This window comes from Rhizobium sp. 05L429 (assembly GCF_056397645.1).
The window spans coordinates 33,037-57,405 of sequence record NZ_JBFTNV010000020.1; the positions used below are offsets into that span (position 1 = coordinate 33,037).

Below are 24,369 nucleotides of genomic sequence, written 5' to 3' on the forward strand. Positions count from 1 at the left end.
TGCTTCGGGAGCGAAAGGTCGCGTCGAGGGATTGTTTCATCCGGGATCGCGAGGTGGTGCGTGCGAAGGGACTTGCCGCATTGCGCAGACATCTGCGGGGTTGGATGTCTGTTGTGTCAAATTTAAATGCTGGCGAATAGACCGCCAGCTATGGTCCCGCGACATGTATTGTCATGCATGTCATGTCAGGGGGCGCGAATTTGGCAGTAACCACCAGCTATTCACCGGTTAGCCCGCTTCTTGAGGGACGGAATCACTCTAGCCATTCGTTGGAGAAGGCAAGGCTCGCCACCGAGATCGGCCGTTCTTCGGACCGCACCGTCAGTGATATGATCGTCCTTTCTCCGGCCGGCAACTCATCGCGTGCAATATCGACAAGGATTCGGGCCATTTCTCTCAACACGTCGGCCCGCGACGCCAGTTCCATTCCCTCGTTGTCCCTGATCGGGCCGTCACCATTGTGAAGGTCGAAAAAGTATCGGGCCATCTGCTCACCCCATTGAAATATTTCATCATGAAGTGCCGGCCACTGAAATTGTTCCCTTTATCTGCGCTGTCGGAATGCCATCTGTCTTCAACCATCCCCTCGAACTGGGAAAGCTTCTCGTGATCGAGCCGCTTCTTCTCAATCTGGAGAGTCATGATGTGCTTTCCACAGCCGAGATCGAGCTGCTACGCTCGATTGTCGGCCGGGAAAGATCTGTGGCCGCTGGTGAAGATCTCGTATCCGAGGGAAGCAGGCCCAATCATTCGACACTGCTGCTGGATGGATTTGCTGCCCGCTACAAGCTTCTGGAGGATGGAACCCGGCAAATCACAGCCTTGCAGGTTGCCGGCGATTTCGTCGATTTGCATGCCTTCCCGTTGAAGGTGGTGGACCACGGTATTCTGGCGATCTCCAACTGTCGCATCGCCTCGGTCGATCATCAGGAACTGAAGGCGATCACGGAAACCAATCCGCATCTGACGCGCCTGTTGTGGCTTGATACGCTGGTGGACGGGGCGGTGCACCGCGAATGGATCGTTGCCATGGGGCGCCGCTCGAAGAAGGCGCATATTGCCCATCTCATCTGTGAGCTTTACATGCGGCTTCGCACCGTACGCCGGACGAACGGGCCGAGCTTCCAGCTGCCGCTGACGCAGAACGCCATGGCAGACGTTCTCGGCGTTTCTCTGGTTCACTTGAACAAGACGCTGCAGTCGCTCAGGAAAGAAAAGGCCTTTACCTGGGAGGGGAGGGTGGTCAACATTCTCGATTGGGACAAGCTGCAGAAGATTGCCGGCTTCGACGCTGGGTATCTGTCGCTGTCGATTGAAGCGCGGTGAAAATATCTGTGCCAAAAGCCTGTCCGCTCCAACGTGGGAACACATCATGATCAGCCGTCACATCAAGCCTCGCGACGAAGCACTGACGTCGGTTGACCTCGCCAAATGCCAGAATGTGCTGGATGTGTTGAAGGCCGAGTTCGGGCTTGCCGATGACGATGAGGAGGTGAGCCGTTCGGCGGCGATCATCATCGAACTCTACCGTCAGGGCGTGCATGACGAAGAGCAATTGAAGACGCTGGTCTTTGCCACTCGCGGCAAGATCTGAGCCCAGCGCGTCTTCAATGTGGATGGATCGATCTGGTTTGCCGTCCGCCCAAATCCTACCTTTATCGCGCCCCATCAGCGCTGATGTTGCGATTGAAGGTCGCAGGCGCTGCTGTTAACCCGCCCGCATCAGGAGGTCCTATGAGAAGTTTGATTGTAGCAGCCGCTGTTTTGCTCCCCACGGCCGTCTTTGCCGTCGAGGCTGTGGAGGTCAATGCCCGCGACCATTCCTGCCGCGAGCTTGCGCAGATTATCCAGCAGAAAAAGGCAGTCTTTATTCGCATGGGTATAGGTGGCAGAAGCTTCCGATACCCGCCTGCGCAGTGCCGGTTAGGCGACAAATATAGCGTGGCCAGATTGCGGGCCGCCAACGGGCAGATGTGCGTGCTCGACTACGAGTGCGTTTACGACCCGCAATCCTTCTACAACCGTTTTCCTAAATAGTGCTTCTTATCGCTCCGCCGCGGCGGCGTAGACGACCTGAAGCTCCCTCTGCACTGCATCCATGAAGAGAGAGGCCTGGCGCGACAGTTCAGTATCGCTGCAGCCCTGTTCTCTCAAATTGGCCGCCAACCCGGCCATCTCCGACCGCCAGAAGCGGTTGGCGGCCTCGCCGTGAAGGTTCTGGAGGGCCTCGGCGCAGCGCCTTATCTCAGCTGTGCGGCGGTCGGCGGGAAACTGCAGAAGCGGCATGCTATCTCCGTCATTGCTGGGCGAATCGCCAAGTGTCCCGCAGAATGGCTAGGAGTTCTTCACAAGTGGTGAAGCTGGTCGCAGAGATATGGCTCCTCATATGTGGCCTTTCGCTCAAGGGCAGCCGACATCACCGAAAATTGACAGGATGCTCTCTGGCAGCGGTCGCCGCCACGCCAAGCTATGTTAGAGTTCTCAGGATAACGCAGTGATGGGAAGTGATGATGCTGACAACACTTGCGATACTCGCGAGCCTGTCCGGCGGCGCCGCCACGATCGCGCAATCGAGCCAAAACGAAGTCGACGCAGAATTGGTGCTGGCCGTCGATACGTCCCGCTCTATGGATTACGAAGAAGTCCGCATTCAGCGCGAGGGTTATGTCGAGGCGCTACGGCACAAGGAGTTCCTCGACGCCGTGAAAGGAGGGCTGACCGGGCGGATCGCCATCAGCTATTTCGAATGGGCCGGCTATGTCGTGCCAGGCTCCGTCCTCGACTGGCAGGTGATCGAAACGGAAAAGGATGCGCTGGATTTCGCCGACAAGCTGGACGCGAGGCCGATCGCCACCCAGCGCCGCACATCCATATCTGCAGCGATCGTTCAGGGCGTCGCGATGCTTGCCGCCAGCCCCTATAAAAGCAATCGGGAAGTGATCGATATTTCCGGAGATGGTCCCAACAATTCCGGGGATCCCGTCACGCCCGCCCGCGATGTGGCTTTGGGGGCAGGCATCGTCATCAATGGCCTTGCCATCATGCTGCGACCATCCGATGTGCCCGAGGGGCTCGACAAATATTACGGTGACTGCGTGATCGGCGGCCCCGGCTCCTTCGTTTTGCCTGTCCATAAGATCGAGGATTTTGCCGTTGCTGTTCGCCGGAAGCTGGTCTGGGAAATCAGTGGGCTCGAACCGCCGGCACAGATCCGCAAAATTGCGATGAACCAGCCGACAACGGACTGCCTTGTTGGCGAGAAGCTTTGGCAGAATTTCTTCGACCGCTAGCCTCCCACCCCAGAGACTATCGAGACGCCTGCAGGTCTGCAGCCTGATGCAACCGTGGCAGAACTTCCCGTGCGATGATCTCAAGATCGCTGAGAGCCTTGCGCCCATTGACGAGCAGGTTGAAAGCAACGTGGTGAACGCCGAGATTGCGGAGGGCGGCGAGAACTTGGAGCAATCCCTCTGGTCCGGTTCGATATCCGAGATTGATCTCGTCGATATGGTCTGATGGCATATCCAGGAGATCAAGGGCCATGGCCTGACCCAGGCCCCGGAATTCGGTGTTCGTGCGCTGTACCGCCCCATGCCAGAGGGCTATCCGGTCCTTCTGTACGCCAAGGGGCCGGTGATAGGTCATCCAGGCGCCGGCGTTCCTGGCGATCCATTCGAGTGATTGCGAGGACGAACCCACGGCGACCAGTGGAATGCGACGCCCGCTGCGCGGACGGATATCGAACTGGTCCTCACCTGTCTGCGAGCCGACATGGCCGTCAAGCGCATTGACGAGTGCAGCCCAGTGGGACCGAAACAATTCGCGCCGGTCGTCGACATTGCGGTCGAAGGCCGCGAACTCCGACGGACGGTCGCCGGAACCAAGGCCGAGAACGAACCTGCCCGATGATAGGATGTCCATCGACAGGGCCGCTTTGGCAACATGAAGCGGATGGCGCAAGGGTAGAACGATTGCGCTGGTCGCCAATGCGATCGACTGGGTGGATGCGGCGAGCGCACCAAGGAGCACCCATGGATCGGAATGCCCGACGGGATCCGGATAGGTCGGACTGTTCAAGGGGACGTCTCGAACCCAGATTGCCGAGAAGCCGAGCTCATCGGCGCGGCGCGCAAGCTCCAGCTGAAGGCCGAAGTCGATGTCGTGCCGCTCTCGCTCCTGCATGGGGAGAACGACACCGATCGTCAGCCGTGAATTTTTAAAGAGCATCAGTCATTTCCAGCGCTGCCCGCCTGCACTTGGGTCATCCGGGCAGGCTTTTCAATAGGATGAGACACTGCTGCTACCAGAGGGCGACCGGTGCCCTCGCGAGAAACTGTTCGAGGGCGGAAGCGACCGCGGGGGCGAAGGCCACCATCTCCTCATGGGCGGCGAAGACGAGCAGCCCCAGCAGCGAAATCACCGATCCGACTTCCAGGGCGGACATCGGTTCGGCCGCGGCTACTGGAAGGCTCGTAGGTAGAGCGACGATGGGTGGCCGGATCGCATTCTGTCTGTTGTCGTTTGCGGGATGGAACAGGCGGACAGGACGAGGATGGGCGAGACGGGATTTACTGCATATTCCAGGATAGGTTTCGCAGACTGAGCTAGACATCGAATGTGCCCCTGATCGGCTTCGGAGGATTTAAGGGATCACGTGGGGCTTCGCCAGGCCTCCTTCAACTATACTCTCGGATAGGAAATTGCCTCAGAAGAGGCCATCGGCCTGCCTAGCCATGCATTTAATGCATGGGCGAACTGTAGTCTGAACGCTACTCATTCTCGCAGCCCCATATTATATATTTCTCATCAAAGCGAACGAAGCGCCGCTACCTGGCAGCTGTCGCTGGACCCACGGAAAGGGGATTAAAATGAGCATCGCACGCACTTTCAATAACTGGCGCAAGTATCGTCAAACCGTTACTGAGCTTGGCCGTATGTCGAGCCGTGAGCTCAACGACCTCGGTATTGCACGTGGCGACATCCGTGACGTTGCACGTGCAGCTATCGGTCGATAATTCCAGTTCTTAATGAATGCCTAACGCGCTCGCCTGACGAAGGGGAGCGCGTTTTTCGTTTCGCTTAAGCCTTTCGTTTAACGCATAGCGCATGGCAGGTTTGCAAATCTATGCCTGGAAGACCGGCAGCAATCGACCTACATCCCAGTTCAACGAAGTGATGAAACTCCTCCCTCGTCGCTTTGTCCGAGACGTGGCTTACCTCCTCCCAAGCCAGCGTCTACGTGGTGGCTCCTCCTTCGGCCGCCACGCGTCATAAAAGGCGTCTGCTGGATCTCTCCTCCCCCGGCAGGCGCCTTGTTTTTTAGGCAATAGCCTCAGGCACCAGTCGTCCCGACAAGCTGATTTTCAAGGTTCCGCGATCACCACCAAGGATTGGTGGGCACGCTGTGTCTGCATTGTATAAACATGATAATTGAACTCATGTTATTTTTGGCTTAGAAGCCGGTATGAAAAGCTCGCGATCGCCCACAGATGGCCATCAGGGCAATGGCTGCAGCGGGGTGTGTCCCGTACTTCTGACAGGCACGACGTCATTCGTGTCGAGCAAGGATGGATCCCTACGTTGAGTTTCTGGCATTCCATGGTTTGGCACACTGAAGGCATTCGGGTCACGGCGCCGGCCAAATGGCGTCAGTTCGACGGGCTCGTCAGCGTCTTCTGGGAAGCCGAAAGTCAATCCGGGGCGAGGGGCTATTATCTCTCAGACGATCCGCGCATCATGATTTTCTTCAGCGATGTCTCATCGCAGATCCGCATGTCGAACCGGGATGGCGATTTTCCGCAGCATTACAGGCCTATGACGCGAGCGGTCTATGTTCCGCCTGGCATGCCGATGTGGACGACGAGCGGCAGCACGCATCGCTTCTCGCACCTCAATCTGCATATGCACAAAGACCGGCTGCTGCGATACCTCGCGCCTTCGGTCGGTAATTCCGCGGCGATGACGGCATTGCGCAACCCGGTCGAAGTGCAGGATACCGGAGCCATCGAAACGCTTGGCCGGCTTGTCGTCGACGAGGTCGCCAGCCCGTCGAAACACGAGATCTATGGTGAAAGCCTCGTCGGCAGTATCGTCAGCGGTCTGCTGGATATTCCTCTGCAGGCAGCCGAACAGCCGAACGGGCGGCTGACACAGGCGCAGATGAACAGGCTGATCGCCCGCGTCGACGGGCCGAGTGACTGCCGTCTGACCGTAGCCGAAATGGCAGAGACGGTCGGCCTGTCGGAAAGCTGGTTTTCCAATGTCTTTAAGCACACGACCGGCAAGACGCCGCTGCAATGGCAGCTCGGCAAACGTATCGACCATGCCAAACGGCTGCTCACCGAAAGCGAGCTTGCCGTTGCCGATATCGCCGTGCAGCTCGGTTTTTCCGATCAGGCGCATCTGACCAAGGTCTTCCGCCAGATCGCCGGCGACACACCCGCTGCCTGGCGACGGATGCAGCAGCTCCGCTAAAACCAAAAAAACAATCCCGCCCGCAAGGATGCGGACGGGATCGGCCGATTACCAAGTCTGGCGCAACGTCGCATAGATCGCGCGGCCCGGATTGTAGAAATCCGCGCCAAAGCCGCCATAGGCGACATGCTTCTCATCAAAGAGGTTGCTGACATTCACATCGAAGGATGTGTGTTCCTGGATCTTGTAGCTGAAGGCGGCATCGAAGGCGATGTTGCTGCCCGTCGACTGGGTGTTTGCGTCGTTGAAGTAGTAGGAGCCGGTATAACGCGCGCCGAGGCCGAAGTTCATGTCGCCGCGGAAGCCGTTGCCGGGGATGCCGTAATTGACCCAGAGCGAGGCGGTTTGATTGGGCACGAACGACATTTCGTTGCCCTCGTTGCCCAGCGTGCCATTCTCGACGATATCCGAGACCATGTAGGAATAGGCGGCTGTCAGGCTGATATTGTCGGTGACTTCAGCCTTGGCCTCGAGATCTATACCGCGCACGCGAACCTCGCCAATCGTCTCCTGGAAGCCGGTCGCCGGATTTGTGCGAGTGATGTTGTTCTTGGTCAGGTCATAGACTGCCAGACTGAAGAGGGCAGGGAATTCGTCGGGCCGGTATTTTACGCCGACTTCCCATTGTTCGCCGCGCTCGGGATCAAGCGTCAGCGAGGCTGGCAGCACCGATTCCGCGTAGCTGACATAGGTCGCCACCTGATCCGTGATCTTGTAGCTCAACGCGGCGCGCTTGGTGAACTCGCTGAGATCGGCGTCAGTCGTCGAGCCCGCCATGTTGTTCTGCTGCTGAAGGTCGAGCCAGTCGTTGCGCAGGCCGACTGAGGCGGTCAGCTTGTCGAAGAAGGTCAGGTCCTGCTGCAAGTAGAGGCCCGTGGTCTTCTGGTCATTTGTCAGGCTCTGGTAGAGCGGAACCGAAGTCGGTGCGCCGGTATAGACGGGGTTTGTCCAGTCGATGCCGGGCGCGCCGCCGAAATAGCCGTCATTGTCGGATCGCAGATTGTTGTACTGCAGGCCGACGAGGCTGCGGCTGTCGATGTCCTCGAAACTCGTCTCATATTGCAGGCGGGTATCGATGATGAAGTTCTCGGCCGCCTGGTCATTGGCGAAGAAGGCGCGGTCGGCGATGGTCGAACCGTTCGTCGGCGTTGCCGAGATGTAGGCATAGCCGAAATTGCTCTTGGTATTGCTGTAGCGCGCATTCGAGCTGAAGGTCAGGCCAGAGCCGAAGTCATGATCGAACATGACGCTCAGCGTGTTTCTGTTGACGTCGCGGTAGTTAAAATCAGGCTCGCCGAAGAAACGGCTTCTGGCAAAATCCGAGCCGACCGGATGGCCGCCGCTGCCGGGAACGCCGTCCTTATCCAGATGGTCATAGACCACAGTCAGGTTGGTGTCGGCGCTCGGGCGCCAGGTCAGGCCGCCCATGAAGAAGTTCTCGTCGTCCTGCGAGTAGTCATATTCCTCGTCGGCGCGCTTCACTTTGCCGGTGATGCGGTAGGAAAAGGTATCGTCCTCGGTGATGTTGTCGCCGAAATCGACGCCGGTTTCACGATGATCGAACGAGCCGCCTGTCACATAGGCCTCGCCGAAGCGCTCGCTCTTCGGCCGCTTGGTCACGAAGTTGACCGCGCCGCCGGGATCGGAAACGCCGAAGGTGGTGGAATTGGCGCCCTTCAGCACCTCCACACGCTCGAAGGCGAAGGGCTCTTCACGGATCCCGCCGAAGGGGTCGCCGAGCGTCAGGCCGTCGCGATAGGTATAGGCATCGAAGCCACGGATCTTGAAGTAGTCGAAGCGGTCGTCCGAGCCATAGAAGTCGGTCGTGACGCCGGATGCATATTGCAGAACCTGTTCGGTATCTTGGGCGCCGCGCTCCTGGATTTCCTTTGACGTAATGACGGAGACGGAGGCCGGCGTATCGAGAAGATCGGTCGCCATGCCATTGCCACTGATGGTCTTGGTCGCGACGATCGATTTCGAGTCATTGTCGGTATCAAGGCCGCTGCCCTGGATGACGATCGGCGCGAGAGTGGTGACCGTATTGGAATTCCCGCTGTCCTGACCGAGCACCGCGCCAGGTGCGAGGGCGACAAGCGCGGTGCAACCGAGAAGGACCGCATTCCGGTAGCGGAGGAGGGTCTGTCGCGAGTGAGCGCTTGTTCTTTCGATGTCCATGTTCACGTTCCAGAAGTTGGTGTCGCCGTTGCGGCCCTTCGACAGGGGGTGCCGAATGGAATGCCGGTTTGGGGGTCGGTCTGAACGGCATGTCGGCAGTCGGTGTGAACGAGAGATTTACCCACGGACCGGCAGTCGGAATGGTTGGTTCGATGTCCCCTGCGACTGCTACTAACTTGAGCGCAGTTGTCCAGTATTGTAAATTTCCCGGGTTTTGTAGGATCCTACGGAAATCTCAGCGCTGTAGCCCCGAAGCGGCGCCATGACCGTTGACGCAACTAGATTAACCTGAAAGTGGAGGTCAACTTAAAACTGGCGGAGTTTGCACAATGCTGCGCTTTTTGCTTCTGGCCGCAAAACTGGCGGTAACCTGTGTCTGGCTGATTGCCGCTACGTCCGGCAGCGTTTGGGCTGACGCGAGCACGGTCTATCCTGTTACCATCAAGCATGCCTTTGGCACGACGGTCATTAACAAGACGCCGGAGCGGGTCGCGACGGTCGCCTGGGCCAATCATGAAGTGCCGCTGGCACTCGGCATCGTGCCTGTCGGTTTTGCGGCTGCCAATTTCGGCGATGACAACGGTGACGGACTGCTGCCCTGGGTGGCCGACAAGCTCAAGGAGTTGCATGCCGAAAAGCCTGTCTTGTTCGACGAAGGCGATGGTATCGATTTCGAAGCGGTCGCCGCCACCCGGCCGGATGTGATTCTGGCCGCCTATTCCGGTCTCAGCCAGTCGGACTACGATACGCTGAGCCAGATTGCGCCGGTCGTTGCCTATCCGGAGGCGCCCTGGTCGACCGACTGGCGCGAGATGATTCGCCTCGACAGTGCCGGGCTCGGCATGGCCGCAGAAGGCGAAGCATTGATCAAGAAGATCGAGGGCGAAATATCAGAGACCGTCGCCGGCCATCCCGAACTGCAGGGTAAATCGGCGATGTTCATCACCCATCTCAACGCGACCGATCTCAGCACCGTCAATTTCTACACGACCAACGATACGCGCGTGAAATTCTTCGCCGATCTCGGGCTGAAGTCTCCAACGAGCGTCGTCGAAGCCTCGGTTCCGGGGAAATTCGCAGGCTCGATCAGCGCCGAACGCATCGATTCGTTCGATGATGTCGATATCGTCGTCACCTACGGAAACCAGCAACTGCTCGAAGCGCTGGAGAAAAATCCGCTTATGGCCAGAATGCCGGCTGTTTCAAAGGGCGCGCTGGTGACGCTCGGCCGCAACCCGGTCGGCACCGCCGCCAACCCGACGCCGCTGTCGATCTCCTGGGTCCTCAAGGATTACGTGGCACTGCTCGCAGACGCCGCCAGAAAGTCTCTCAGCAAGCCCCAATGATCGTACGCAGTCCAAAATCATCGTCCCGGTCGCCCATATCCGCCCGGTCAAACCGGATCCGCAGCCTTTGGCTTCTCGGGCTCGCCGTGGCTCTTGCGTGCCTCTGTGCGCTCTCGGTCACTGTCGGCACGCGCGATATAGACTGGGCGGATATCTCTGCGGCGCTCGCCGGGCATGCGGACACGATCGGCCAGGCGGCAGTAACGGTGCGCATTCCGCGCACGCTGCTTGCCGTCACCGCCGGTGCTGCCCTTGGCCTTGCCGGGGCGATCATGCAGGGGGTGACGCGCAATCCGCTCGCCGATCCCGGCATTCTCGGCGTCAATATGGGCGCATCGCTCGCAGTCGTCGTTGCTGTCGCCTGGTTCGATATCTCCTCGAACGAAGCCTATATCTGGACGGCGATCCTCGGGGCCGGATGTTCGGCGGTCTTCGTCTATACGATCGGTTCGCTCGGACGCGGCGGCGCAACGCCTCTGAAGCTGGCGCTGGCCGGTGCGGCAACGTCAGTTGCCTTCGCCTCCATGGTCATTGCCGTCGTGCTGCCTCGCAACGATATCGCCGGCGGCATCCGATCCTGGCAGATCGGCGGCGTCGGTGGGGCGACCTTCGAACGCATCCTGCCCGTTCTGCCGTTTATCGCGGCCGGCTTCCTCATCAGCCTCCTGTCGGCGCGCAAGCTGAATTCTCTGGCGCTCGGCGATGAGCTGGCGGCCGGTCTCGGCGAGCGCGTGGCGCTATCGCGCGGCATTGCAGCGCTCGGTGCCATCCTGCTTTGCGGGGCGACGACCGCGGTCTGCGGGCCGATCGGCTTTCTCGGCCTCGTCGTGCCGCATCTCTGCCGGCTGCTGGTTGGCGTAGATCATCGCTGGCTCCTGCCTTTTTCCGCAATCGGCGGTGCTTGCCTGCTTGTGGCAGCCGATGTCGTCGGGCGCATTGTTGCAAGACCCGCAGAGCTCGATGTCGGCATCGTGACGGCACTCATCGGCGCGCCCTTCTTCATCACCATCGTCCGGCGCCAGCGAGTGCGAGAGCTATGACCGTGCTTGTCTCCTCCCTCGATCGCATCGTTAACAACCGTCGCCGCAGGGCGCGCCGGCATTTGCTCGTGGTCGCCTTACTGCTCTGCCTTGTTGTGGCGATCTTTGCGCTCACTCTGTCGCTCGGGCAATCCTTCACGCTCCCCGTAGACGTGATCCGCGTGCTGCTGGGCGAAAACGTGCCGGGCACAGCCTTCACCGTTGGTCAGCTCAGGCTGCCGCGAGCAGCGCTTTCGACGCTTGCGGGCCTGAGCTTCGGGCTCGGCGGCGTCGCCTTCCAGATCATGCTGCGCAATCCGCTTGCGAGCCCCGATATTATCGGCATCAGCTCGGGTGCAAGCGCGGCTGCCGTCTTCGCCATCGTCGTGCTGTCGCTGAAGGGGCCAGTGGTTTCCGTCCTGGCCGTCGTCGCCGGTCTCGGAGTGGCGCTGATGGTCTACGGACTGTCATCTCGCAACGGGGTGGCGGGCACACGGCTCATCCTTGTCGGCATCGGCGTATCCGCCATGCTGGAAAGCGTCATAGCCTATATCCTGTCGCAGGCGCCGGCCTGGAGCCTGCAGGAGGCGATCCGCTGGCTGACGGGCAGTGTCAACGGAGCCCAGCTTGGCCAGGCGACCCCACTGCTTCTGGCGCTTGGCATCTTCGGCGGGCTGCTTCTCAGCCGCGCGCGCGACCTGGAGGCCTTGCGGCTCGGAGATGACACCGCGGCCGCCCTCGGCGTCGGTGTGTCGCGCACCCGCATCATGATCATCGTTGCTGCCGTCGGCATGATCGCCTCGGCAACGGCGGTGACAGGCCCGATCGCTTTCGTCGCCTTCCTGTCTGGACCGATCGCCGCCCGCATCGTCGGAAATAACGGTTCCATCCTCATTCCCGCAGCACTTGTCGGTGCCGTGCTGGTGCTGGCTGGCGACTATGCCGGGCAGTTCCTGCTGCCGAGCCGATATCCGGTCGGTGTCGTCACCGGTGCCCTCGGCGCCCCTTACCTGATTTTCCTGATCGTGCGCGTCAACCGGATCGGAGGCTCGCTATGACCATCCATACGCTTACAGCCACCGGGCTTTCCGCAGGCTATGGCGAAGACGAGATCCTGCACGGGCTCGATCTCGCCGTGCCGCCCGGCAAGATTTCCGTCATCGTCGGGGCGAATGCCTGTGGCAAGTCCACGCTGCTGCGCGCCATGTCGCGGCTGCTTTTTCCGCGCCAGGGACAGGTGTTGCTCGATGGCAAGTCGATCCACCGCACGCCGCCGCGCGAACTTGCGCGTACGTTGGGCCTGCTGCCGCAATCGCCCATCGCGCCTGAGGGCATCACGGTCGCCGATCTCGTCAGCCGCGGGCGCCATCCGCACCAGAGCCTGTTTTCCCGCTGGACCCGCGCCGATGACGAGGCCGTCGATGGTGCGCTTGACGCCACCAAGACCTCGGATCTTGCGGAGCGGCCGGTGGATGAACTCTCGGGCGGGCAGCGCCAGCGCGTGTGGATCGCCATGGCGTTGGCGCAGCAGACGGAAATCCTGCTGCTCGACGAGCCGACCACCTTTCTCGACATCAGCCATCAGGTCGAAGTGCTTGACCTGTTGATTGATCTCAACCATGCGCGCGGCACCACCGTCGTCATGGTGCTGCACGACCTCAATCTGGCAGCACGCTATGCCGACCATCTCGTCGCCATGACGGAGGGTTGCGTCCATGTTTGCGGCTCGCCGCAGGAGGTGCTGACGGAAGACAATGTGCGGCAGGTCTTCGGCCTCGAAAGCCGCATCATCACCGATCCAACATCCGGCCGGCCCATCATGCTCCCGATCGGTCGTCACCGGATGGCAGCAGGCCAGAGTGAACTGCAACAGGCATTCGATAAGGATGACAGATGACCACAGCTCATGAATTCAAGCTCTCGGGCGTCGCGCTTCCAAGGGATGCCGCAGCCATGCTCGGCGAAATCTGCGAGCACTTCGTCGAACACGCCGAGGTACAGCGCGGGGACGACCTCGCGCTTCTGAAGAGCAAAGCGGGCACTGCCGAAATCCGCATTCAGGACCGCAAGCTGCTGATCGAACTTTCCTGCCCCTCGGAACAGGCGTTGCAGATGAGCCGCACGATGCTTGCCGAGCATCTCTTCTACTTCGCCGGCGACGATCCGTTTGAACTCACCTGGTCTGATCCCGCAGCGCTTGCCGTGTTGCCGAATATCCATGAGGTGACCGTCGTTTCGGCCGAGAATGTCACTCCGCATATGCGCCGGGTGAAATTTGCCTGTGACGACGTCACGCCGTTTATCGGCGGTGACATGCATGTGCGCCTGCTCGTGCCGCCGAAGGGCAGAACCCCGGTCTGGCCGGGCCTGCGCGCCGACGGCCGCGTTGCCTGGCCCGAAGGCGAGGACGAACTCTTGGTGCGCGTTTATACGATCCGCACCGTCGATATCGAAATGCGTGAACTCTGGATCGACTTCCTGCAGCATCCCGTATCAGGCATCAAAACGCCCGGCGCCGATTTCGCCCGCGATGCCGCGCCCGGCCAGCAGGTAGCTCTGCTCGGTCCCGGCGGCGGCAATCTTCCGGTGGCACAGTTCATCCTCCTTGCCGGCGACGAAAGCGCGCTCCCCGCCATTGCGCGCATCGCGGAGGAGGTACCTGCCAGTACACGGCTGCAGGCAATCATCGAGGTTGCAGACGAGACGGAGGAGCAGACCCTGTCATCTGCCGGTTCACTCAATGTGCGCTGGCTGCACCGAAGGCACTATGCCGATGGCGCCAGGAGCGTTCTGCTGGAAGAAGCCAAACAGGCGGTTGCCGCCACGGAAGGTGAAAGCTTCGTCTGGTTTGCCTGCGAGAAGGAGGATGTGCGCGCCATGCGGACTTTCCTGAAGGCGCGTCGGCATGACAGGAAGAGCATGTACGTCGCGTGGTACTGGGAACGGGAAGCCGACTAGGTTGGGAATGCATCCTTTGACGGCTGCCGCGAGGGACGGCCGGGCGCTATCGGATCGCTTGCCGGAAATGTCTCTTCGAGCGACTCCTCAAGAAAGTCGTCCTGTTCCTGCCCGGCGTTTTCGGTGTCTGCAGGCTTGCTGGTGGGTTCAGTAGTTTTGATCATCTCAATCCTCTTGATGTCATGCCTCCCGAACCTAGCAGCCCTGATGGTGCTCCGTCACTAAACTGTGGGATAGGTCGAGGCGCAATGGCTTGGGATCAGCGATTCCGGAAGACCGTACAGGCAACGCCGGCACCGCGGATCGTACTGCAAAGCTTGGTCGCTTCGGCGCGGGTCTCGCGCCCAATTCGGGCAGCATAGCGCGGGCGATAGCCGAAGTTCCCGCCTCTCTGGCGCACGATCACCGCGCGTTCCGCATTCAGCGGTTCGGGAAGCTTCGCCACCGATACCGTGAAGAGCCGGTCCGCGACGGACGGATTGTAATGGGCGGCAAGCTGCACACCCCATGGTGCCCAGTCAGCCGATCCGGTCAGGACGGGCTCGTTCATCTGCCGCGTCTCCGCGAGTGCCACGCATGCCTCGCGGAACGGCATGCCATCCCGCAGGTCCGGAGCGGCGGTTTCCGGAGGCTTGTCCCGCCAGGTTTCGACAGACTGGCCGGTGATCGCGAACACATAGTCGCGGGTCTCGATCGGCAGGCGGCCGGAGGAGAGAAACCGGCTGAGACCGGATTCACCGGCATTGTAGGCAGCCGCAGCAAGTCCGAGATTGCCGAAACGAAGCCTCAGTTCGTCGAGATAGCTGGAAGAGGCTTTGAGCGCCTGGACGACATCGAAGCTGTTTTCCAGCGCTCGCAGCCGGGCGGTGCCGGGCATGAATTGCGCAATACCCTCCGCGCCCTTCGGGCTGACCGCTTCCGGGCGGAACAGGCTTTCGCGCCAGATCAGGCGGGCAAAGAAGGCAGGCGGAATGTTACGGATTGCTGCGAAACGGTCCATGATCGCGCATAGATCGGTATTGAAATGATCTTTTCGAATGCAGAGTGTTTGTCCGTCACCAGCGTCACCCTGGTATAGGCAAGCGGCTTCCGGAGCGGCCGGCTCGGCAACGCTGGCCCCGGGCGACATGATAGCCCATGCGGCTGAAATTAGCGCGGTAGCCGTCGAGCCTACGTGACATCTCATCATCACCAAACCTTGCCTGACGATATCGTCGCGGTTTTCAGGCAAGACGGCAAGCTTTCTTCGTCAGTCCCGCGGCTTGGCCACGGGCGACGGGCCTCAGTGCACAACCGTCAAGATCGCTATGCCGGCTTCGGCTGCCGCGCGGCGAATGGCGTCCTGCAGTTCGCCGACATCGATCTGCCCGGTGATCGCATCGGCGCAAGCCTTGACGGCCACGACATATTCCTCGCCGTCCTCGGACGGCCAGTCCGTTATCAAAACCTCGGCTGCGTCTCTCAACGTCCTAAGGACTCTGTATTTTTCCCGGCCACCTAGCATCAGCACAAGAGGGGGAAAGCGCTCGTATGTGTTCCATTCCATTACACTTGGTCTCCCCAACGTAAGGATATTGGTAACGTTGCAAGAACCATACCGATCGGATGTGAAGATCGTGCATTCGACAACTTTGGGGTTGCGGGTCGAATTTGGCGTTCAGGCAACCTCACAAAATGGAGATAACAACTCAAGTTTATATTGCGTCTGGTTTCAGCCTTCGTTAAGGAAGTATCGTCATTGGCCCGATGCGTTCCGGCCACGTAAGCGTTAACGTCACTCAACGCGTATGATCGAACGGCTTTGCGGCTTCGATCTGCGCGACTTTGTCCTGCGGATCGTTTCCCGAAGCCCCGGAAGGACATCATGGATAACGAGCAATCCACCAATCACCAGTTCGCCGCGCCCGTGATCGAGCGGGTCCGCCACGAATTGCGACGCCGTCTGCTGACGGTAGAGAGCGTCACCGATATCACGCCCAGCATGCGGCGTGTCGTGCTGAAGGGTGAAGATCTCGCCGATTTCGCAAGCCTGGCACCCGACGACCATATCAAGATCATCGTGCCCGGTGCCGATGGCGTCGAGGAACGTCGGGACTACACGCCACGTCGCTATGACAACGCTGCCCGCAGCCTGAGTATCGACTTCGCCTTGCATGAGGCCGGTCCCGTTACGCAATGGGCGATCGACGCCAGGCCCGGTACCCCACTCGAAATCGGCGGCCCGCGTGGTTCGGCCGTTGTCGCCGGCACGGTGAAGAGATGGCTTCTGATCGGTGATGAGACGGCGCTACCCGCCATCGGCCGGCGAATTGAGGAGAGCGGGGCCGGCACGACCATTACGACAATCGCTGCAGTCGCCGCTCCCGAAGAAGAGCAATCCTTCGAGACATCCGCGGCTCTAACGACGCGCTGGGTTTACCGTCCTCTCTCCGATGCGACGAATGCCGAACCGCTGATCGCTGCTTTGGCAGGGATCGACATCGTTGCCCAGACATTCGTCTGGATTGCGGCTGAGGCGTCGGTGGTGCGGGCAATCCGCGCCTATCTCACCGATGATCGCGGATATCCGCTAAGCTGGATCAAGGCGTCGGGCTACTGGGTCAAGGGCAAGGCCGATACGACCGAGAAGTTCGGATAGCAGAGAGGTTATGGTGTTCAAGAGCTTCTGCTTATCGCTCCTGGAGTGGCTCCGCTGAGGAAGGGCCGCCCAGCTTCGTCCCCACCGTGTTCCCATCGCCGCCTGTAGGCGGCGAAGCCGTCCGGCAAGTCGCAACTCACACGCGTTTTTGCCTGTGCGGCGGAACATCGGGCGGATGGCGGTGTTTTCTGAGCAAAGGAGATAGGCCATGGGCACAAACGACACCAACGCCAAAGCCGAACAGCGCCGTCCGAAGGACGTCGGACCGATTGCAGAAGCGCCGAATCGAGCGGACAGGGGATCGATCGCTCCGCCGACGGTCCAACCGGCGGGCGCAAAGGATGAAAGTGAGCGACCGATCGTAGATCCGGTAACCGGGGTCGCTCTCTGAGAAGGCATGCCGGCGACAGTACGGCGATTGGAGGCAAGGCGATGGCCAGGGACAGGGAAGAAGCAATTCGTCAACGCGCCTACGAGATCTGGGAGCAGGAAGGCCGCCCGGAAGGCAATGCATTTCGCCATTGGCTGCAGGCATCAGATGAGTTCAGCGAAGATGACGAACATGAGACATTGCAGGAGTTGATCGACGAGGATGATCGCGACGATGCCGCTCTGCTGCAAGGTGCAGGTGAGAGCGGCGATATTCACTCTCGTCGCTAGTCGCGTATAGGTAGATTATTTCTCCGCTCGTTCTAGAAGAATTCGCGCCTCCTCGAAGCGGCGCTTGCGGTCGCCATCGTCTTCATTCGCCGAATAACAGGTATTCGACACGCAGAACCGTGCCAAATGATGCGGCCTGTCGGCCTTGTCGAATTCGCATTCAAACGTATCCGTCATGTCGCCCGGAGCGGTTCCTGTCCGGGTGGAGTAGGTCATCCGCACCCCCGGTGGCTTGAGTTCCGGAAAGGACTGTACGGAGCCGATCGAAAGCTGTTCCGTCATGAAGAAACCTTTGGCGACTGCCTGGCAGGTCGCCTCGAGATCGGGGGATTGCGCGAAAGCTGCTGCCGGAAACAGGATAATGCCGAATAATACTAGACGTTTACGCAAGGGCGTCTCCTTCTGATCTCGTTCAGAATGAGGTAGAGCCAATACGGCAAAAACAAGTGGGGCACCTCAGGCGGCGCCAGAAAAATCTTCCGACAGCAGGCCCAGCAATTCGTCGCGATCCCTTACGCCGAATTCGAACCAGTCGACAAGCGCTTTCGCCCTTGTCATTCCCAAGTCGCTGTCACGCCGGCAACGAGCGGCTGAGCACCATTCCTGATGAATGCCGTCGAGAAAGTTCATCACTTCCGACGTCAGCACTTCCTTCGGCCAAACCGTTCGCGTCATCGCCTTGCTCCCTCGTGCAGCGCCACATTAGATGACCTATGGTTGAGGGCAATGGCGAGAATGCAACACCGGTGGATTTGTTGTCATTCGTTGCGGCGCCGTTGCGCGACAGAAAAGCGGCAGGCGCTCAGGCCTGCCGCTTGTTGTCACGTAGCTTCTGGGAGAGGCAATCAGCCCTCCAGCCACTTCACCTGTTCGGGCGTCAGCTTGATGTCCAATGCCGAGAGGCTGTCTTCCAGCTCGGCGATCGTGCGCGGCCCGATCAGCGGGATAACGGGGAAGGGCTGGGCAATGACATAGGCTAGCGCGATGTGAATCGGATGCCGGCCGAGTTGCTTGGCAAGTTCGATTGCCCGGTCGCGCCGTTCGAAATTGCGATCCGAATACCAGCAGCGTACGATTTCCTCGTCGTCGCGCTTGTCGCGCCCGGCCCGTTCGGTGAAGAAGCCGCGGCCCTGGCTCGACCAGGCGAAGTTCGGGATCTGCTTCTCGTTCAGCCACGTCTTCCACTTATCGTCGGAGGCGGCAACGCAGCCGGCCCAGATCGGATCGAGCATTTCGGCAAGCGAGAAGTTGTTGGAAAGCACCGCAGGGGCTACCTTGCCGCTCCTCTTCGCATAGGCGATCGCCTCGTCGAAACGCTCGCGCGTCCAGTTCGAGCCGCCGAAGATGCCGCGGATTCGGCCGCGCTTGACCTCGGCATCCATGGCATCGACGAACTCGCCGACCGGCACGTCGGTGTTGTCGCGATGCATGAAGTAGATATCGACATAGTCGGTCTTCAGGCGATTGAGCGACTGGTCGAGCTGTTTGCTGATGATGTCGGGATAGCAGAGCGGTGAGTGCGCGCCCTTGCCGATCAGGACGATCTCCTCACGCGGAACCTGGCGGCTGGTATGCCAGTCGCCAAAAATGCTTTCCGTCTTGCCGCCGCCATAGACGAAGGCCGTGTCGAAGACATTGCCGCCGGCTTCGTAGAAGGTATCGAGCGTCAGCGATGCGGCGGCGAAATTCGGGAAGAATTCGAATCCGAGGGTGACGACGGAGGCTGGTTTGACAATGCCTGGAATCTGGCGCTGGGGAATGGAATTGCCCCGCCGGACGGCACCCCCGGCGATATTCGACGTCCGCTTGGCGGCTTTCTCGACGGCGTATTCGAGGCCGACAGAGGCGCGCCACTGGTCGAGCACCTTGAGGTTGTTGATCGAATCCGCCCAGCTCATGCCCGGCGCGCGGAATTCCTTCTCGCCGGCGCGGATGGCATCACCGGCCGCATCGGCCTCGAAGGAATAGAGCCAGCGATCTTCCTTGATCTCGATTGTTTCCTGCTCGGCATTCTTGAAAACCTCGATCTTGCCGACGCCCCCCTTGTGACCGGACGCAAACCAGAAATCCCTGACCTCGATGCGGCCCTGCGAACCGATGATACGCAGCACGTTGTCCTGCTGCGCCATGATCGAGCATGAGACTTCGGCGATGATCTCGTTCGGGAATTTGAGTACGGCGGAGGCCCACTCATCGACGCCGGACTGGCCGAGATGGGCGACACCCGAAACCTTTTCCGGATCGAGGAAGGGTTTGCCGGCCGCAGCACCCGCGATCAACCGGGCCATGGAAACGGGATAACCGCCAACGTCGAGGATGCCGCCGCCGGCCGTCTCATTAGCAAACAAGCGATGTTCCGGCTTGTAGGTGCCCATGCTGAAGCCGAACGAGGAGCGGATGATGCGGATTTCGCCGATCGTGCCGCTCTTGACGAGCTCAACCAGCTTCTCGGTCTGCGGATGCACGCGGTACATGAAGGCTTCGCCGGCAAAGACGCCCGCCTTCTTCGCCTCGTAATAGATCGCCTCGGCATCATAGGCCGAGAGCGCGATGGGCTTTTCGACCAGCACATGCTTGCCGGCATGGATTGCCTTGATAGCCCATTCGGCATGGCCGGTGTGGGGCGTGGCGATATAGATCGCATCGACTTCCTTGTCGACCAACAGCGCCTCATAGCCGTTGACGATACGCGCACCCGGAAAACCCTCGGCAAGGCCCGGTTTGTTGGGGTTGCGGGTCGCAATCGCCACGAGCTTGCCGGTGCGCGAATGCGCGACGCCATCGGCAAAGGTGCGGGCGATGGTGCCGGGGCCAATGATGCCCCAGCGGATCGGTTTATCTGAAGTCATGACTATCCTCTTTCGTCTTTCAGTCTTGGGATCACGTTATCGGAGCCGCTTGCCGGCGGCATCGAACAGGAAGGTGCGGGCGGCGGGTAGCGACACCGTCAGCGTCTCCGTCTTGCCGAGGCTGCGGGATTCCGGCTGCTCTATGATGAGCTGTTCGGCGCCAAGGTTCGCATAGATGTAGCTGGTATTGCCGAGGTGCTCGGCGACATCGACGGCAACCGTCAGATCCGCTTCGCCCTGACCCGCCACGCCGAAATGCTCTGGCCGGATGCCGAGCGTTATCGCCGCGCCTGATGTTACGGACGGGTCGGAAAGTGGTACCTTCAGCCGAACTGTCTTATCGCCGGTAAGCACGACCGTTGCCTTGCCCGCCTGCACGTCGACTACCTCGGCCTCGAGAAAATTCATTTTCGGCGAACCGACGAAGCCGGCGACGAACTGATTGGCCGGATCGTCGTAGAGATCGAGCGGCGCTCCGATCTGCTCGATATTGCCGGCGCGCAGAACGACGATCTTGTCGGCGAGCGTCATCGCCTCGGTCTGGTCGTGGGTCACATAGATCATCGTCGTGCCGAGCTGCTTGTGCAGCCTGGAGATTTCCACGCGCATCTGCACGCGCAGTTCCGCGTCGAGGTTCGACAACGGCTCGTCGAAGAGGAAGACCTGCGGTTCGCGCACGATGGCCCGGCCGATCGCCACGCGCTGACGCTGGCCGCCGGAGAGTTGCCTCGGCCGACGCTTCATCAGTTCCGTGATCTGGAGGATTTCTGCGACATGGCGCACGCGCCGTTCCGTATCGGCCTTCGGGTTGCCGTTCATGCGCAGCCCGAAGCTTAGGTTCTCCTCGACGGTCAGATGCGGATAGAGCGCATAGGACTGAAAGACCATGGCGATGCCGCGATCGGCCGGCTCGACATCGTTGACGAGGCGTCCACCGATCTTCAGTTCACCGCCCGTAATGTCTTCGAGACCGGCGATCATGCGCAGTAGGGTCGATTTACCGCAGCCGGAGGGGCCGACGAAGACGACAAACTCGCCGTCCTTCACGTCCAGATCGGCGCCATGAATGATTTCAAGCGCGCCGTAACGCTTGACGATATTGTTGAGTGAAAGCTCTGCCATGGGCTCCCCGATTATTTGATTGCGCCGGCCGCGATGCCGGCGATGAAGTGACGTTGTAGAGCCACGAAGACGACGAGGATCGGCGCGGTCAGCAGTACTGAGCCTGCCATGATGCCGCCCCAGGAAACTTTGGTGAGGCCGATCAGCGTCCCCAATGCCACCGGTGCCGTCATCATCCCCGGTTTGGAATTGATGAGTAGCGGCCAGAGATAGTTGTTCCACGAGGCGAGGAAGAGGATGATTGCCAGTGCCGCCATCGTCGGCCGCGCTAGCGGTAAGGCGATACGCAGGAAGATCTGCCATTCCTTGACCCCTTCCACACGGGCCGCATCGAAAAGATCGTTCGGCATCATCGAAAATGATTGCCGCATGAAGAGCACGCCGAGCGAATTGAAGAGCGGCGGCACGATCAGTGCCACCCAGGTGTTGGCCAGCCGGAACTCGCGCGCCACCATGATGAATTGCGGAATGACGACCACGGAGAATGGCAAGGTAATGGTGCCGAGAATGATGGCAATGACGATAGAGCGGCCGACAAAACGGTAGCGCGCCAGCGCCCAGCCAGCCATCGAGGTCAAAAGCACCGAGAGAACCGTGTAGATAATCGCGACGCCGACTGAGATCGTCATTGCGCCGATGAAATCCGTATCCGCCTGCAGGTTTTTGAAGTTCTCGATGAAATTGGTGGAAGGCCAGAGCACGATCTCAGGGCTGAAGATGCCGTTATCCGGCATGGTCGAAAAGACGAACATCATCCAGAGCGGAAAGAGCCAGATTATCGCGAGGGGTGCGAGTACCGCGTGAAGGGCGATCTGGCGCAAAAGCAAGGATTGCGATTTGGATCTCATTTGGGATCCCTCCCTACCCACAGATTGAGAAGCGAGATCACCACGGCCAGTGCCGCCATCGTATAGGCGATCGCCGAGGCGTAGCCGAAGTTCAGCGAGGTAAAGCCCTGGCGGTAGAGCAGCAGGCCGAGGGTTTCGGTACCGCCGCCAGGCCCGCCTCTATTGGTGATCAGGAAAGGTTCGGTAAAGAGCTGCATGGTGCCGATGACCGACAGAACGACACAGAACAGGATAATCGGCTTCAGGAGCGGCAGGGTGATATGGAAGAATTGCTGGATCTTGCTCACCTTGTCGAGCGTGGCGGCCTCATAGACGTCTTCAGGAATCGACTGCAGGCCGGCAAGGATGATGATGGCGTTATAGCCCGCCCAACGCCATGTGACGGCGATGATCAGCAGGGCCATGGCTGCATTTGCGTTGTCGAACCAGGAGACCGGGCTGAGTCCAATGGCTGAAATCAGCTTGTTTATGATGCCGAAATCGAGGGTGAACATCAGCCGGAATACTGCGGCATAGGCGACCTCACCGACGACGACGGGCGCGAAGAAAGCGAAACGGAAGAGCGGGCGCGCCTTGAGTAGAGGTGAATTGAGGAGCACAGCCATCACGGTCGCAAGAGCAATCATGACCGGCACCTGGATCACCAGGATGATCAACGTGTTGTAGAGCGCATTGTAGAAAGCCGGGTCGTAGAAGAGCCGGCCCCAATTTGCCTGAAAACTATATTTCCAGGGATTCACGCGCGTGTTCTGGAAGGAAATCAGGAACGAATTGACGATCGGCCAAACCCAGAAGGTGGCGAAGACCAGAAGATAGGGGGCGAGGAACGCATAGGCGCTCCGAGTTCTAAACGGCATCGGGCCTCCTCCTTACGAAACCAGTGAATGACCGCCTGCCTTATCTGGCAGGTGGGTTGCCGGGCGTACAAGACGCCCGGCGATGTCATTCATTGAGCAATCGGAAGGCCGGTCGCCGAGGCGATCTGGTTTGCGGCGTCATCGAGCGCAGCCTTTGCGTCCGGGTAGCCGCCAGAGAAGAACTTCGTCTGCGTTGCCTTGTAGATGGCATCGGCATCGCTCTGGAACGCCGTGCCGCGGCTCGGCACGATCTTCGGCAGCGTCGCCAGAATATCGGACCAGACCTTTTGGCCGCCCCAATAGGGCTGCGCTTCGCTGATGAAAGGATCCTGGACGGCTGAAAGCAGCGACGGAACCAGGCCGAATTCCTTCAGCATGGTCACCTGGCCCTCATTCGTGCCAAGGGCGTAGTTGACATAGGTCCAGGCGGCTTCCTTGTTGGCCGAGGTCGCGGAAATGGCAAGTGACGAACCGCCAAGATTTGCCGCGTGCGGGCCATCGGCTGTCAGGCTCGGCATCCGGTAGACGCCCCACTTCCCTTTGAGATCGGGAGAGGTCGAGCGGACGGTGCCTTCATACCAGCCGCCGTACATCTGGCTTGCTGCCTTGCCGGCGGTATCGGCCTGGATCTTTTCTTCCCAGTTTGCCGCCGTCAGCGTGCCGGCGTCCTTCATCTCCTTCACCTTGGCGAGCGTCGCAACGCAGGCCGGCTGGTTGATGGTGATGTTCTGGCCGTCGGTCGAAAAATAGCCGCAGCCTTGTTCGTTGGCGATCATGCGGAACCATTCGCTATCGCCGTTGAAGTCAGCCTGCGCCATGACGACGCCGGGGTTGGCAGCAGAAATCTTCTTTCCGGCAGCGATGAAATCGTCCCAGCTGTTGATCGTATTCGGATCGACGCCGGCCTTTTCGTAGAGGTCGCGGCGGTAGAAAACGGCGACCGGGCCAGAATCCCATGGCATGGCGTAGGCAACGTCGCCGATTTCGAGCTCTGTGCGTTTGAACTCGGGGAATTTCGCCTGGATTTCAGGCGTATATCCAAGTTCCTTCAGGTTGGCGAAGCAGTCCGGAAAGCGGCTCCAGAAGATTTCAGCCTCGAAGTTTTCGATGCTGACAATATCGGGCATGCCATCGCCGCCGGCAGCGCAGGCTGCAAGCGTCTTGTCGAAGACCTGATTGTTTCCAAGATCTTCCACCGTGATCTTAATGTCCGGATGAAGCTTGTTGAAGCCTTCGAGCGTAGACTTCAGTCCCGACGCTGCCGTGTTCCAGCTCCAGATCGTGAGATTGGCCGACTGCGCGAATGCGGAGCCGGAAGCAAGCAATGCGACAGCTGCGGTCGCAGTAAGAAGATTGAAGCGCATTGAAAATCCTCCCTTTTCAATTGCCGTTCTTTCGCGAACCCGCTTACACTAACGGC

Annotated in this window: 27 protein-coding genes and 1 pseudogene; 14 read left to right on the top strand and 14 right to left on the bottom strand. The window is 59.9% G+C overall.

Annotated elements, in window-relative coordinates:
* Positions 1-253: 253 nt before the first annotated feature.
* Complete coding sequence (locus tag AC1DNW_RS20770; RefSeq protein WP_113309657.1) at positions 254-487, bottom strand: DUF6894 family protein; 234 nt, start codon at positions 485-487, stop codon at positions 254-256.
* A 119-nt stretch (positions 488-606) separates the two neighbouring features.
* Between AC1DNW_RS20770 and AC1DNW_RS20775 the strand changes: the two genes are divergently transcribed.
* The 3 genes from AC1DNW_RS20775 (at position 607) to AC1DNW_RS20785 (ending at position 2,037) form a co-directional block, all read left to right on the top strand.
* Entirely contained in the window at positions 607-1,326 is a 720-nt protein-coding gene (locus tag AC1DNW_RS20775) for a Crp/Fnr family transcriptional regulator (RefSeq protein WP_477854263.1), read from the top strand.
* Between the two features lie 46 nt (positions 1,327-1,372).
* Positions 1,373-1,594: a hypothetical protein gene (locus tag AC1DNW_RS20780; protein WP_477836602.1), complete on the top strand. Its 222-nt coding sequence runs from the start codon at positions 1,373-1,375 to the stop codon at positions 1,592-1,594.
* A 140-nt stretch (positions 1,595-1,734) separates the two neighbouring features.
* Positions 1,735-2,037 carry a hypothetical protein gene (locus AC1DNW_RS20785; RefSeq protein ID WP_477854220.1) on the top strand — a complete coding sequence of 101 codons (303 nt, stop codon included), beginning with the start codon at positions 1,735-1,737 and terminating at the stop codon, positions 2,035-2,037.
* Between the two features lie 6 nt (positions 2,038-2,043).
* Here the strand turns inward: AC1DNW_RS20785 and AC1DNW_RS20790 are convergent, their stop codons facing one another.
* Positions 2,044-2,286, bottom strand: a complete 243-nt coding sequence (locus tag AC1DNW_RS20790; RefSeq protein WP_113296384.1) for a DUF6074 family protein — start codon at positions 2,284-2,286, stop codon at positions 2,044-2,046.
* A 224-nt stretch (positions 2,287-2,510) separates the two neighbouring features.
* Here AC1DNW_RS20790 and AC1DNW_RS20795 point away from each other — a divergent pair, with 224 nt between their 5' ends.
* Positions 2,511-3,290 (top strand): DUF1194 domain-containing protein, encoded by a 780-nt coding sequence (locus tag AC1DNW_RS20795; protein ID WP_113296385.1) that lies wholly within the window; start codon positions 2,511-2,513, stop codon positions 3,288-3,290.
* Positions 3,291-3,306: 16 nt separating this feature from the next.
* Here AC1DNW_RS20795 and AC1DNW_RS20800 read toward each other — a convergent pair whose 3' ends face one another.
* Entirely contained in the window at positions 3,307-4,227 is a 921-nt protein-coding gene (locus tag AC1DNW_RS20800; RefSeq protein WP_477854221.1) for a TIGR03571 family LLM class oxidoreductase, read from the bottom strand.
* 73 nt (positions 4,228-4,300) lie between these two features.
* On the bottom strand, positions 4,301-4,612 hold the full coding sequence (locus tag AC1DNW_RS20805) for a hypothetical protein (protein ID WP_477854222.1): 312 nt from the start codon (positions 4,610-4,612) through the stop codon (positions 4,301-4,303).
* 256 nt (positions 4,613-4,868) lie between these two features.
* On the opposite strand from AC1DNW_RS20805, the gene AC1DNW_RS20810 reads away from it, so the two are divergent.
* Together AC1DNW_RS20810 and AC1DNW_RS20815 are read left to right on the top strand one after the other, a co-directional pair.
* Positions 4,869-5,015 (top strand): DUF1127 domain-containing protein, encoded by a 147-nt coding sequence (locus AC1DNW_RS20810; RefSeq protein ID WP_113296387.1) that lies wholly within the window; start codon positions 4,869-4,871, stop codon positions 5,013-5,015.
* A gap of 565 nt (positions 5,016-5,580) precedes the next feature.
* Positions 5,581-6,474, top strand: a complete 894-nt coding sequence (locus AC1DNW_RS20815) for a helix-turn-helix domain-containing protein (RefSeq protein WP_113309594.1) — start codon at positions 5,581-5,583, stop codon at positions 6,472-6,474.
* Between the two features lie 48 nt (positions 6,475-6,522).
* On the opposite strand, the gene AC1DNW_RS20820 is transcribed toward AC1DNW_RS20815, so the two are convergent.
* Positions 6,523-8,652 (bottom strand): TonB-dependent siderophore receptor, encoded by a 2,130-nt coding sequence (locus AC1DNW_RS20820; protein ID WP_477854223.1) that lies wholly within the window; start codon positions 8,650-8,652, stop codon positions 6,523-6,525.
* Positions 8,653-8,981: 329 nt separating this feature from the next.
* On the opposite strand from AC1DNW_RS20820, the gene AC1DNW_RS20825 reads away from it, so the two are divergent.
* Genes AC1DNW_RS20825 through AC1DNW_RS20845 form a run of 5 tightly spaced genes read left to right on the top strand, consistent with a single transcriptional unit; the run spans position 8,982 to position 13,975 of the window.
* Positions 8,982-9,998, top strand: a complete 1,017-nt coding sequence (locus tag AC1DNW_RS20825; protein ID WP_477854224.1) for an iron-siderophore ABC transporter substrate-binding protein — start codon at positions 8,982-8,984, stop codon at positions 9,996-9,998.
* Positions 9,995-11,038: a FecCD family ABC transporter permease gene (locus tag AC1DNW_RS20830; protein ID WP_477854225.1), complete on the top strand. Its 1,044-nt coding sequence runs from the start codon at positions 9,995-9,997 to the stop codon at positions 11,036-11,038. Before AC1DNW_RS20825 ends, AC1DNW_RS20830 begins: the two co-directional genes overlap by 4 nt.
* A complete protein-coding gene (locus AC1DNW_RS20835) occupies positions 11,035-12,075 on the top strand; it encodes a FecCD family ABC transporter permease (protein WP_477854226.1) in 1,041 nt (346 codons plus the stop codon). Before AC1DNW_RS20830 ends, AC1DNW_RS20835 begins: the two co-directional genes overlap by 4 nt.
* Positions 12,072-12,914 carry an ABC transporter ATP-binding protein gene (locus AC1DNW_RS20840; RefSeq protein ID WP_477854227.1) on the top strand — a complete coding sequence of 281 codons (843 nt, stop codon included), beginning with the start codon at positions 12,072-12,074 and terminating at the stop codon, positions 12,912-12,914. The genes AC1DNW_RS20835 and AC1DNW_RS20840 overlap by 4 nt, the downstream gene beginning before the upstream one ends.
* Positions 12,911-13,975, top strand: coding sequence for a DUF2218 domain-containing protein (locus tag AC1DNW_RS20845; RefSeq protein ID WP_477854228.1), 1,065 nt, complete (start codon positions 12,911-12,913; stop codon positions 13,973-13,975). The genes AC1DNW_RS20840 and AC1DNW_RS20845 overlap by 4 nt, the downstream gene beginning before the upstream one ends.
* Positions 13,976-14,234: 259 nt before the next feature.
* Here AC1DNW_RS20845 and AC1DNW_RS20850 read toward each other — a convergent pair whose 3' ends face one another.
* Together AC1DNW_RS20850 and AC1DNW_RS20855 are read right to left on the bottom strand one after the other, a co-directional pair.
* Entirely contained in the window at positions 14,235-15,164 is a 930-nt protein-coding gene (locus AC1DNW_RS20850; RefSeq protein WP_113508602.1) for a lytic transglycosylase domain-containing protein, read from the bottom strand.
* Between the two features lie 93 nt (positions 15,165-15,257).
* Positions 15,258-15,521, bottom strand: coding sequence for a DUF982 domain-containing protein (locus AC1DNW_RS20855; RefSeq protein WP_113296396.1), 264 nt, complete (start codon positions 15,519-15,521; stop codon positions 15,258-15,260).
* A gap of 318 nt (positions 15,522-15,839) precedes the next feature.
* Between AC1DNW_RS20855 and AC1DNW_RS20860 the strand changes: the two genes are divergently transcribed.
* The 3 genes and pseudogenes from AC1DNW_RS20860 to AC1DNW_RS20870 form a co-directional block, all read left to right on the top strand.
* The gene (locus AC1DNW_RS20860) at positions 15,840-16,613 is read left to right on the top strand and encodes a siderophore-interacting protein (RefSeq protein WP_477854229.1); all 774 of its coding nucleotides are present in this window, start codon (positions 15,840-15,842) and stop codon (positions 16,611-16,613) included.
* A 208-nt stretch (positions 16,614-16,821) separates the two neighbouring features.
* Complete coding sequence (locus AC1DNW_RS20865; protein WP_113296398.1) at positions 16,822-17,004, top strand: hypothetical protein; 183 nt, start codon at positions 16,822-16,824, stop codon at positions 17,002-17,004.
* 41 nt (positions 17,005-17,045) lie between these two features.
* Positions 17,046-17,270: pseudogene (locus tag AC1DNW_RS20870) on the top strand (DUF2934 domain-containing protein); the annotation flags it as partial.
* Positions 17,271-17,288: 18 nt separating this feature from the next.
* Here AC1DNW_RS20870 and AC1DNW_RS20875 read toward each other — a convergent pair.
* The 7 genes from AC1DNW_RS20875 to AC1DNW_RS20905 all read right to left on the bottom strand — a co-directional run bounded on the left by AC1DNW_RS20875 (position 17,289) and on the right by AC1DNW_RS20905 (position 24,313).
* Positions 17,289-17,663, bottom strand: coding sequence for a hypothetical protein (locus AC1DNW_RS20875; RefSeq protein WP_113296400.1), 375 nt, complete (start codon positions 17,661-17,663; stop codon positions 17,289-17,291).
* A gap of 66 nt (positions 17,664-17,729) precedes the next feature.
* A complete protein-coding gene (locus tag AC1DNW_RS20880) occupies positions 17,730-17,948 on the bottom strand; it encodes a hypothetical protein (RefSeq protein WP_113296401.1) in 219 nt (72 codons plus the stop codon).
* 170 nt (positions 17,949-18,118) lie between these two features.
* Positions 18,119-20,122, bottom strand: coding sequence for an aldo/keto reductase (locus AC1DNW_RS20885; protein ID WP_477854230.1), 2,004 nt, complete (start codon positions 20,120-20,122; stop codon positions 18,119-18,121).
* A gap of 36 nt (positions 20,123-20,158) precedes the next feature.
* On the bottom strand, positions 20,159-21,244 hold the full coding sequence (locus AC1DNW_RS20890; RefSeq protein ID WP_477854231.1) for an ABC transporter ATP-binding protein: 1,086 nt from the start codon (positions 21,242-21,244) through the stop codon (positions 20,159-20,161).
* An 11-nt stretch (positions 21,245-21,255) separates the two neighbouring features.
* The gene (locus AC1DNW_RS20895; protein ID WP_113296404.1) at positions 21,256-22,092 is read right to left on the bottom strand and encodes a carbohydrate ABC transporter permease; all 837 of its coding nucleotides are present in this window, start codon (positions 22,090-22,092) and stop codon (positions 21,256-21,258) included.
* Positions 22,089-22,949, bottom strand: coding sequence for a carbohydrate ABC transporter permease (locus AC1DNW_RS20900; RefSeq protein WP_113296405.1), 861 nt, complete (start codon positions 22,947-22,949; stop codon positions 22,089-22,091). The genes AC1DNW_RS20895 and AC1DNW_RS20900 overlap by 4 nt, the downstream gene beginning before the upstream one ends.
* Before the next feature lie 89 nt (positions 22,950-23,038).
* Positions 23,039-24,313 carry an ABC transporter substrate-binding protein gene (locus AC1DNW_RS20905; RefSeq protein ID WP_113296406.1) on the bottom strand — a complete coding sequence of 425 codons (1,275 nt, stop codon included), beginning with the start codon at positions 24,311-24,313 and terminating at the stop codon, positions 23,039-23,041.
* Between the last annotated feature and the right edge of the window lie 56 nt (positions 24,314-24,369).

What these genes read in the sequence shown, in the direction of transcription:
- AC1DNW_RS20790 (WP_113296384.1), bottom strand. Translation starts at nt 2,286, where the DNA reads ATGCCGCTTCTGCAGTTTCCCGCCGACCGCCGCACAGCTGAGATAAGG.
- AC1DNW_RS20770 (WP_113309657.1), bottom strand. Translation starts at nt 487, where the DNA reads ATGGCCCGATACTTTTTCGACCTTCACAATGGTGACGGCCCGATCAGG.
- AC1DNW_RS20895 (WP_113296404.1), bottom strand. Translation starts at nt 22,092, where the DNA reads ATGAGATCCAAATCGCAATCCTTGCTTTTGCGCCAGATCGCCCTTCAC.
- AC1DNW_RS20825 (WP_477854224.1), top strand. Translation starts at nt 8,982, where the DNA reads ATGCTGCGCTTTTTGCTTCTGGCCGCAAAACTGGCGGTAACCTGTGTC.
- AC1DNW_RS20850 (WP_113508602.1), bottom strand. Translation starts at nt 15,164, where the DNA reads ATGATGAGATGTCACGTAGGCTCGACGGCTACCGCGCTAATTTCAGCC.
- AC1DNW_RS20800 (WP_477854221.1), bottom strand. Translation starts at nt 4,227, where the DNA reads ATGCTCTTTAAAAATTCACGGCTGACGATCGGTGTCGTTCTCCCCATG.
- AC1DNW_RS20880 (WP_113296401.1), bottom strand. Translation starts at nt 17,948, where the DNA reads ATGACGCGAACGGTTTGGCCGAAGGAAGTGCTGACGTCGGAAGTGATG.
- AC1DNW_RS20830 (WP_477854225.1), top strand. Translation starts at nt 9,995, where the DNA reads ATGATCGTACGCAGTCCAAAATCATCGTCCCGGTCGCCCATATCCGCC.
- AC1DNW_RS20840 (WP_477854227.1), top strand. Translation starts at nt 12,072, where the DNA reads ATGACCATCCATACGCTTACAGCCACCGGGCTTTCCGCAGGCTATGGC.
- AC1DNW_RS20835 (WP_477854226.1), top strand. Translation starts at nt 11,035, where the DNA reads ATGACCGTGCTTGTCTCCTCCCTCGATCGCATCGTTAACAACCGTCGC.
- AC1DNW_RS20780 (WP_477836602.1), top strand. Translation starts at nt 1,373, where the DNA reads ATGATCAGCCGTCACATCAAGCCTCGCGACGAAGCACTGACGTCGGTT.
- AC1DNW_RS20905 (WP_113296406.1), bottom strand. Translation starts at nt 24,313, where the DNA reads ATGCGCTTCAATCTTCTTACTGCGACCGCAGCTGTCGCATTGCTTGCT.
- AC1DNW_RS20885 (WP_477854230.1), bottom strand. Translation starts at nt 20,122, where the DNA reads ATGACTTCAGATAAACCGATCCGCTGGGGCATCATTGGCCCCGGCACC.
- AC1DNW_RS20865 (WP_113296398.1), top strand. Translation starts at nt 16,822, where the DNA reads ATGGGCACAAACGACACCAACGCCAAAGCCGAACAGCGCCGTCCGAAG.
- AC1DNW_RS20785 (WP_477854220.1), top strand. Translation starts at nt 1,735, where the DNA reads ATGAGAAGTTTGATTGTAGCAGCCGCTGTTTTGCTCCCCACGGCCGTC.
- AC1DNW_RS20900 (WP_113296405.1), bottom strand. Translation starts at nt 22,949, where the DNA reads ATGCCGTTTAGAACTCGGAGCGCCTATGCGTTCCTCGCCCCCTATCTT.
- AC1DNW_RS20845 (WP_477854228.1), top strand. Translation starts at nt 12,911, where the DNA reads ATGACCACAGCTCATGAATTCAAGCTCTCGGGCGTCGCGCTTCCAAGG.
- AC1DNW_RS20890 (WP_477854231.1), bottom strand. Translation starts at nt 21,244, where the DNA reads ATGGCAGAGCTTTCACTCAACAATATCGTCAAGCGTTACGGCGCGCTT.
- AC1DNW_RS20795 (WP_113296385.1), top strand. Translation starts at nt 2,511, where the DNA reads ATGCTGACAACACTTGCGATACTCGCGAGCCTGTCCGGCGGCGCCGCC.
- AC1DNW_RS20810 (WP_113296387.1), top strand. Translation starts at nt 4,869, where the DNA reads ATGAGCATCGCACGCACTTTCAATAACTGGCGCAAGTATCGTCAAACC.
- AC1DNW_RS20855 (WP_113296396.1), bottom strand. Translation starts at nt 15,521, where the DNA reads ATGGAATGGAACACATACGAGCGCTTTCCCCCTCTTGTGCTGATGCTA.
- AC1DNW_RS20860 (WP_477854229.1), top strand. Translation starts at nt 15,840, where the DNA reads ATGGATAACGAGCAATCCACCAATCACCAGTTCGCCGCGCCCGTGATC.
- AC1DNW_RS20805 (WP_477854222.1), bottom strand. Translation starts at nt 4,612, where the DNA reads ATGTCTAGCTCAGTCTGCGAAACCTATCCTGGAATATGCAGTAAATCC.
- AC1DNW_RS20820 (WP_477854223.1), bottom strand. Translation starts at nt 8,652, where the DNA reads ATGGACATCGAAAGAACAAGCGCTCACTCGCGACAGACCCTCCTCCGC.